This window comes from Streptomyces sp. P17 (assembly GCF_032436805.1).
Taxonomy (GTDB): domain Bacteria; phylum Actinomycetota; class Actinomycetes; order Streptomycetales; family Streptomycetaceae; genus Streptomyces.
Genome location: NZ_JAVRBF010001163.1, coordinates 1 through 254 on the forward strand (window position 1 = coordinate 1; position 254 = coordinate 254).

At 67.7% G+C, this 254-nt stretch carries 1 protein-coding gene; it reads left to right on the plus strand.

What is annotated here, in order from left to right; genetic code table 11:
* Positions 1–238: winged helix-turn-helix transcriptional regulator (locus tag RMT89_RS44280; RefSeq protein ID WP_315889410.1), on the plus strand; the 238-nt coding region annotated here is incomplete at its 5' end.
* Positions 239–254 lie beyond the last annotated feature (16 nt).

A 254-nucleotide genomic window follows, 5' to 3' on the forward strand; every position in this document is an offset into this window, starting at 1 on the left:
CAGCCGGATTTCCAACGCCGATCTGGCGGCGCAGGTGGGGCTGTCGCCGTCGTCGTGCTGGCGGCGCGTGCGCGCGCTTGAGGAAAGCGGGGCGATCCGGCGCTATACCGTCGATCTGGACGATGCCGCGACCGGGCTTGGCTTCAAGGCCATCGTGCATGTGCAGATGACGCGCCACGATCAGGCGCTGGTGCGCGATTTCATCCGCGCGATCCGCACCAAGGACGAGGTCGCGTAACAGGCGCGCACCTCGT